The 6,974-nt window shown below is 51.3% G+C and carries 9 protein-coding genes; 6 read left to right on the forward strand and 3 right to left on the reverse strand.

Features of this window, described 5'->3' with window-relative positions; all coding sequences use genetic code 11:
• Positions 1-251 (reverse strand): SDR family NAD(P)-dependent oxidoreductase (locus HOM51_20275; GenBank protein MBT5036856.1); only part of this gene is annotated, 251 nt, incomplete at its 3' end.
• 115 nt (positions 252-366) lie between these two features.
• Here HOM51_20275 and HOM51_20280 point away from each other — a divergent pair.
• The 5 genes from HOM51_20280 (at position 367) to HOM51_20300 (ending at position 5,246) form a co-directional block, all read left to right on the forward strand.
• A complete protein-coding gene (locus tag HOM51_20280; GenBank protein ID MBT5036857.1) occupies positions 367-1,149 on the forward strand; it encodes a fumarylacetoacetate hydrolase family protein in 783 nt (260 codons plus the stop codon).
• Between the two features lie 142 nt (positions 1,150-1,291).
• Positions 1,292-2,002: a hypothetical protein gene (locus HOM51_20285; GenBank protein MBT5036858.1), complete on the forward strand. Its 711-nt coding sequence runs from the start codon at positions 1,292-1,294 to the stop codon at positions 2,000-2,002.
• Between the two features lie 407 nt (positions 2,003-2,409).
• On the forward strand, positions 2,410-3,369 hold the full coding sequence (locus HOM51_20290) for a C-terminal binding protein (protein MBT5036859.1): 960 nt from the start codon (positions 2,410-2,412) through the stop codon (positions 3,367-3,369).
• A 12-nt stretch (positions 3,370-3,381) separates the two neighbouring features.
• Entirely contained in the window at positions 3,382-4,404 is a 1,023-nt protein-coding gene (locus HOM51_20295; protein MBT5036860.1) for an alcohol dehydrogenase catalytic domain-containing protein, read from the forward strand.
• Between the two features lie 5 nt (positions 4,405-4,409).
• Positions 4,410-5,246 carry a sulfurtransferase gene (locus HOM51_20300; protein ID MBT5036861.1) on the forward strand — a complete coding sequence of 279 codons (837 nt, stop codon included), beginning with the start codon at positions 4,410-4,412 and terminating at the stop codon, positions 5,244-5,246.
• A gap of 14 nt (positions 5,247-5,260) precedes the next feature.
• On the opposite strand, the gene HOM51_20305 is transcribed toward HOM51_20300, so the two are convergent.
• Together HOM51_20305 and HOM51_20310 are read right to left on the reverse strand one after the other, a co-directional pair.
• On the reverse strand, positions 5,261-5,737 hold the full coding sequence (locus HOM51_20305; GenBank protein MBT5036862.1) for a hypothetical protein: 477 nt from the start codon (positions 5,735-5,737) through the stop codon (positions 5,261-5,263).
• Entirely contained in the window at positions 5,724-6,098 is a 375-nt protein-coding gene (locus tag HOM51_20310) for a hypothetical protein (GenBank protein MBT5036863.1), read from the reverse strand. Before HOM51_20310 ends, HOM51_20305 begins: the two co-directional genes overlap by 14 nt.
• A 107-nt stretch (positions 6,099-6,205) precedes the next feature.
• Between HOM51_20310 and HOM51_20315 the strand changes: the two genes are divergently transcribed.
• Positions 6,206-6,974: hypothetical protein (locus HOM51_20315; protein MBT5036864.1), on the forward strand; the 769-nt coding region annotated here is incomplete at its 3' end.

The raw sequence follows: 6,974 nt of genomic DNA on the forward strand, positions 1-6,974 counted from the left end.
CCGCCCCAGTTTTCGACACAGGCATCAACGACCGCCTTGCATCCCTCAATTTCTGTAAGATCAGCGGAAACGTACATGCCCTCGCCGCCAGCGGCATCGACATCCTTAACAGTCTGAGCCAGCATTTCTTCGTTTCGTGCGGCGACACAGACCCGTGCGCCTTCAGCCGCCAGCGCCAATGCACATGCCTTGCCGATCCCCCGGCTGGCGCCCGTGACAATCGCGCGTTTTCCTTTCAATGCTAAATCCATAAAACATTTCCCAGTTTGATTTGTGTTTGGAATTCCGGAGTATGAAGGCTTGCCAACAGCTTGCAAACTGTTGAATCTATGGCATCACAATTAATTCAACAGGGGAAGAACCACCATGCGCTGGGCGAGGATTGAAGTAGACGGCGAACCCACATTCGCCATTGTCGAAGGGGATCAACTGGCAACCGTAACCGGAACGCCGTTTGGGGACTATCAAAAAACTGGGGACACTGTGCCCCTCGCCGGCACGCAACTTCTGCCGCCTGTCATGCCGCGGACCTTCTATTGCGTCGGCCTTAATTATCTCGCGCACATTTTGGAACAGGCCAAGCGTAAGGGCATTGAACCCAAAGTGCCGCAAAAGCCCGACACCGGCTACCGTCTGCAATGCGCCCTGACCGGCCACAACAATAACGTTGAGATCCCTGAAGGTGCTGGCGAGCGTATTCATTATGAAGGTGAACTGGTCGCGGTTATCGGCAAAAAAGGCAAAAAACTCAGCCAAGAAGAAGCCTTGGACATCGTCTTCGGCTACACCATTGGCAACGACGTGAGCGCCCGGGACTGGCAATATGGTGACAATACCATGTGGCGGGGCAAGAACTCCGATACTTTCAAACCCATGGGCCCGTGGATCGAAACCGACATCGACCTAGACGCCTTGGAAACCGTCGTCAGCGTCAACGGCGCAGAAACCATGCGCTTCAAAACCAACGAAATGATCTTCGGCGTCGCCGAATTCATCTCCACCATCTCACAATACTGCACGCTGCAGCCGGGTGACGTCCTCTGGATGGGCACCGACGGCACCTCTCCCAACCTGGTCGATGGCGACGTCGTGGACATCAACATTAATCAGATTGGCACGCTGACGAATAAGTATGTTTGGGAAAAGTAGGTAGGGGCGTGGTTCGAGACGCGGCTTCGCCACTCCTCACCATGAAGGGTATTTTAAACTCTTCATCCTGAGGAGGTGCGAAGCACCGTCTCGAAGGGCGCTGACATAATCCCCCTCCCCCTTTTATAATGAAAACAAGATCATGCGCCTTGACGAACAATTAGTTGGGTCATGTCTTGCAACGTATTTCGGTGGAAGTGAAAAAGTATCGGTCAACGAAGGAGACGATCCCCCGGATATTTATCTGAACTTCAGTGACTCCTGCATTGGCGTAGAGGTCACCCAGCTCAGGCCTCCGACAATTGAGCAGGGGCGTCCACTTGGCAATCGCACTACACAAGATTTATTTGGAATTCGTCTCGTCAATGAACTTAATATCAACGTAGGCCCTATACTACCTGATGGAATGAGCTTGCACGTCCATATGGACTTGCCCATCAAAAACCCTAGAAAATATAAAAAGATATTACGAGACTGGGTCACTGAAGTAGCTAAATCTCCAGCGCTTGATTACGAAGAGCGTCGAGATATTCAAGGCTCAAAAACTAAAATTTCGATTATTCAAAAGCCAGCAGGAAGAAAAAAAATTGTTGGGTTTATTACCAGTAACAATTCGTCGGCGGATATTGCTCTGAATGCCCGCCTTATATTGGAGGATCGTATTCGCAAAAAGAGTGCTATATTCGTGCGACTAGAAAATCCAGTTTGGCTTGCTCTTCTCAACGATTATTTTTTAGCAGATGCCGATATCTATACTGCAGCTGCCCGTGAGATAAAGCTCAATCACTGTTTTGAAAGAATATTCATCGTTTTTGATGATAATTCCGTCAGTGAACTTATTGTGGGGCGATAATTTTATATCAGCGGGCGTGACTTATTAGGCTGAATTTCCAGTTGAAGACGTGCCGCTGAGCACACTTCGAGACGACTGCTATGCAGTCTCCTCAGGATGAGGATGTTAATTAAGTTATTGAAATAAATATAAAAATAAAAAAAACCTCATCCTGAGGAGCCGCGCTAGCGGCGTCTCGAAGGGTGCTGAATAAAGTTAACTCTCTGAGCCCCCGCCTCCGCATTAACCCTTTTCATCCCCCCTCAAAACGACTAGGTTTCGGCCAAATTTAAGGGGTAGTAGTTGTTCTCCCCGGCGGTGTGTCGGATGGGAGGGCCTGACCTTGTTTACAACGAACAATTAGCCTTGTTTACAACGAACAATTAGCCTTGTTTACAACGAACAAAAAAATCTGAAGGAGTACTTTCATGAGCACCAATATTGCTGTCGCCGATAGCGTTTTCCCGAGCTTGGACCTGGCGACCGAAGCCCTGGCACCTGTTGATGGTGTGCTGACGTTATCTAAGAGCACGTCTCAAGACGATATCCTGGCGGTTGCCGCAGACGCCGAGGCGTTGCTGGTCACCTATAGCGAAATCACCGCCGACGTGATTGCCGGGCTGAACAACTGCAAAGCCATCGGCCGGTTTGGCATTGGGGTGAATAACATCGATCTTGATGCCGCTGCTGCCAAGGGCATCGTTGTAACCTACGCGCCAGTTTATTGCTTAGATGAAGTTTCCGATCACGCCATGGCGTTGTTGCTGGCGGCGGCGCGGAAAATCCCGTTCGCCAACAAGCAAGTCCACAGCGGCACCTGGAACATGCCGGATGTTGTTCCCATCCCACGCCTGCGCGGCAAGACACTTGGTCTTATTGGTCTCGGCAACATCCCGCAAAAGATCGTCGGCAAGGCCCAAGCCTTTGGCATGAAGGTCATTGCGAGCGATCCGTTCGTGAACAAAGACATCGCCAAGAACCTGGATGTTGATCTGGTGGAACTGGACGATCTGTATGCCCAGTCTGATTTTGTTTCGGTCCACGCACCGTTGCTGCCGGAAACCGAAAACATGTTCAACATGGACACCTTCAAAAAGATGAAGTCGAACGCGATCCTGGTGAACACGGCCCGCGGTCCCTTGGTTGAGATCAACGATCTTGCCAAAGCACTCGACGCTGGCGAAATTGCCGGTGCTGGCCTGGACGTGTTGCCGGTTGAGCCCCCTGCCGCTGACTGCCCATTGATTGGCCGCGACGATGTAATCCTGTCGCCGCACACCGGGTTCTATTCCGAAGACGCATTGCTGGACCTGCAAACCACCGTCGCGGGCGATGTCTGCACGGTGCTGCAAGGTGGTACGCCGAAGTATCCGGTGAGCCCGAAGTAAAGGCGTAACCAAATGAAAGCAATGGTGCTGACCGGGGCCGGCGAAGCTGAGTTCCGCGATATCGAGAAACCTGAACCGGGCCCAGGGGAAACTCTGGTCCGGGTCACGTCGACCGGTATTTGTGGGACTGATCTAAAAATTTATCAGGGCGGAATTCCGGTCGACTACCCTCGGGTCATGGGACATGAATCTGTTGGCGTTGTCGAAGCGGGCGGGCCGTTGGCTCCTGGCACCCGCGTGATTATCGATCCAGCATACAGCTGCGGTGCCTGTTACAATTGCCGCGACAATCAAGAACACCTGTGTCCGAACGGCGGTCTGATCGGCCGCGACATCAATGGCGGCTTTGCCGATTATATGGTCGCCCCGTCAAGCAACGTTTACGAACTCCCGGACGACGTTGGCGACGACATCGCGCCGCTGATCCAACCCATGACCACCTGCCTGCACGCCCAGCGGAAGTGTAATATCAAACCAGGCGAAGCAGTCATTGTTATGGGCCTAGGCGTCACCGGTATGATGCATGTGCAATTGGCGAAAGCGCACGGCGCATATCCCGTCATCGGCATCACCCGCAGCCAGTGGAAGTTGGACATGGCATTAGAACTCGGCGCCGACTTCACGATTGCACCCGGCGAAGACACCAAGGAAAAAGTTCTCGAACTCACCAACGGTCGTGGTGCGGACCTGGTGATTGAATCCGTTGGCCAGTTACCTGTGCTTGGCCAAGCGATTGATCTCGCGCGTATCGGCGGACGCATCCTGCCGTTCGGCATCTACACCCAACGCGAAGCCAACTTGCCGTTCTATGATCTTTATTTCAAAGAACTCAACGTTATCAATGCCCGTGTCGCCAAAGCCGAAGATTTCCCGGCCTGTGTCGATTTCGTGCAGCGCGGTGTGGTGGACTTGGCCCCCATTATCTCCAACACTATAAAATTCGAAAACATGGACGAAGCGCTTGAACTGCTGGACAGCGGCGGCGGGCGCACAATGAAAATTATCCTCAATCACAGTGATTCTAAGGCGGCGTAAACATCATGGCATCAGCACTCGTTAGCACCCAATGGCTCGAAGATCATCTCGACGATCCCACTGTTCGGATCATCGAAGTTTCGGCGAAACTCGACGATGAAACCTACCGCACCGGGCACATCCCCGGCGCGCTTCGTTGGTTTTGGAAAGACGCCTGCTGGCATGCAACCGACCGCCAATTTGTAACACCTGAGGCATTGGCCAAAATGCTCGGCGCGATTGGCATTGGACCAGACACCACGTTGGTGCTGTATGGCGACCCGGTGCAGTACGGTACCTATGGGTTTTGGGCGGTGACCATGGCGGGTCATAAGAATCTAAAAGTCCTGGATGGCGCACGCACCAAATGGGTTGCCGAAGACCGCCCGATGACGCGCAACATTCCGCGCTTTGATGCGGTTGATTATCCGACACCGACGCCAAACGAAAGCATGCGCTTGGGCCGCGAGAATGTTCGCGATAACTTGGGCAAAGCCGGACGGCTATTGTTGGACGTCCGCACCCCGGAAGAATACTCCGGCGAGCGGGTGATGGAACATGGTCAGTTCGACCATGGTGCTGAACGCAAGGGCCGCATCCCTGGGGCGAAACATTTGTTCTTTAAGGAACTGATCAACGCTGACGATAGCTACAAAAGCGCCGACGAAATCAAGGCCATTGTTTCTGCTGTCGGTGCGACACCAGATGACGCGGACGAAATCGTCTGCTACTGCCGGCTTAGTCACCGCGCGACCTTGGTCTGGGTGGCAATGACGCAAATCCTCGGCTACGACAATGTCAGAATCTATGACGGGTCTTGGACCGAATGGGGCAGCATCGTCGGCTTCCCTGTGGAGGGGTAACGCTACTTAAATCTTTACCGATCCGTCCGCGCACTGAACCGCTGAATTTGATTTTTCATTTGGGCGGGGCGTTCTTCGTGGTTGGTGCGAATGTCTTTTTCACCGCGCAGCTTGGCCGCGGCTTGTAGAAGTTCCAGGTCTTCATCGTCGTCGGCACTTTCAAACCAATAGGCCGTGCCGCGCGGTGTCATGATCCCTTCCATGGGGCCAAATTCGCCCAGCACGACGCCATCCTCGCCGTGAAAGCGCGCGCGACCTTTTAGAACCATCCAGCACGTATCTGCGACCGCGTGGGAATGCAGATTATTGCCCCCGCCCTTGCGTACAATCTGCACCGCAGTTTTAAGAATATCCGTCTGGCATAATTTTGAAGACCCCTTGGGCGTGGTGACATCAGGCTTGGCATAAGCAAACGTCTGAATCTTCCGCGCCTGCTCGACATCCGCATCGAACGAACCTTCCTTCTTCGGCAACATCTCAACGGTACTCATAATCCCCTCCCCCCTTTGCACGTATGAGTATCATACGCGAGATTACGAAAATCAGGCAAGGTGGATGCATGGTTTTGGATTCTGTTCGGGTTAGGTCGTCGGTTTTTAGGAAGGTGGTTTCGGGGTCGAAGCCTTGGGCTTTTAGGTCGGTTTCGAAGCGCTGTTTAATGGCGTTGGCGGAGAGCGATGGGTATTCGAGTTCTGGCGCGTGTTTGGTGAGACGACCTGATCCATCGGCGCTGGTTTCTGCCCACGAGCGTCTGAGTTCCAGGAGTCCGAGTTCCTTGGCGATTTGATGGTCGCCTGTGTGCATGATGTAGGTTTTATACGCCTTGATGTAGTCTTCGCGGAGTTCAGGCATGACCTTGCGCGGTTTTGGCAGGTTGGTAATTTTCTTTCTAAACCTCTCATAGTATGAATATGATTCTATGATATATGTTCGCGTTCTTTTGTCGGAGGATTAGAGACTTGTTTAGGTTGATATGGGTCGGAGTTATTGTTGTATTTTCTGTAGTCTCAACTACAGAATTTTCCTATGCAAGCGACGTTGAAAAATTATTTGATCAAGCAATTTCACTGATCAAGAAAAAACAGGAAAGGTATGATCTTGGAAAGGCGTGTAAGCAGATTCATGCTGTCGTCTTGACTATACGGAATCAGCAACAGGACGATAGCAATGTCTGCGATTCATCCCTTCAGTTTTTACCCGACCCGTGGATTGAAGAGCGGAGAGAAAAGACGTTTAGGTTAAACTTGGGCGCATCGGTGCGTCCAAAAAATACTCTGCCTGTGCCAAAAATTTGGATCGCACGAGATATTTTTAAAAAATCGATCCAAGTAAGATGCACACAAAAAGATGTTTCAGCATTTCTCTACAGTGCCGTTTTGAATGAGGTATTGGGTGTAAGTGCCGATATGCCTGTCAAATACTTACATGAAGACCGTGCGTATATGATCGAAAAAAAATGGAATGATCAATTCATAAAAGAATTTGATGATGCGGTGTCGTGGCGAACAAAGATCATGGATTTATCGGGCCGGGAAGTTTACAAAATTGCCAAAAATTTCAAGAAAAATACAAGATGCGAAGAGTATAGTTATCTTCACTGGTTGCTAGCGTTAGTCGCAATCAAAAAGGGAGATTTAAAAGCGAGTTTTGATCAGGAACTAGATTTTATAAACAAACGAAACGATCAGCTCTGGAAAAGCTTAGGCCTCAAGAAATTAGCAGCTAAAG

This window comes from Rhodospirillaceae bacterium, from assembly GCA_018660465.1.
Lineage (GTDB): Bacteria > Pseudomonadota > Alphaproteobacteria > Rhodospirillales > JABJKH01 > JABJKH01.

Excerpts from the sequence above, each read along its gene's own strand:
- HOM51_20280 (MBT5036857.1), top strand. The coding sequence starts at position 367 with ATGCGCTGGGCGAGGATTGAAGTAGACGGCGAACCCACATTCGCCATT.
- HOM51_20285 (MBT5036858.1), top strand. The coding sequence starts at position 1,292 with ATGCGCCTTGACGAACAATTAGTTGGGTCATGTCTTGCAACGTATTTC.
- HOM51_20290 (MBT5036859.1), top strand. The coding sequence starts at position 2,410 with ATGAGCACCAATATTGCTGTCGCCGATAGCGTTTTCCCGAGCTTGGAC.
- HOM51_20295 (MBT5036860.1), top strand. The coding sequence starts at position 3,382 with ATGAAAGCAATGGTGCTGACCGGGGCCGGCGAAGCTGAGTTCCGCGAT.
- HOM51_20300 (MBT5036861.1), top strand. The coding sequence starts at position 4,410 with ATGGCATCAGCACTCGTTAGCACCCAATGGCTCGAAGATCATCTCGAC.
- HOM51_20305 (MBT5036862.1), bottom strand. The coding sequence starts at position 5,737 with ATGAGTACCGTTGAGATGTTGCCGAAGAAGGAAGGTTCGTTCGATGCG.
- HOM51_20310 (MBT5036863.1), bottom strand. The coding sequence starts at position 6,098 with ATGCCTGAACTCCGCGAAGACTACATCAAGGCGTATAAAACCTACATC.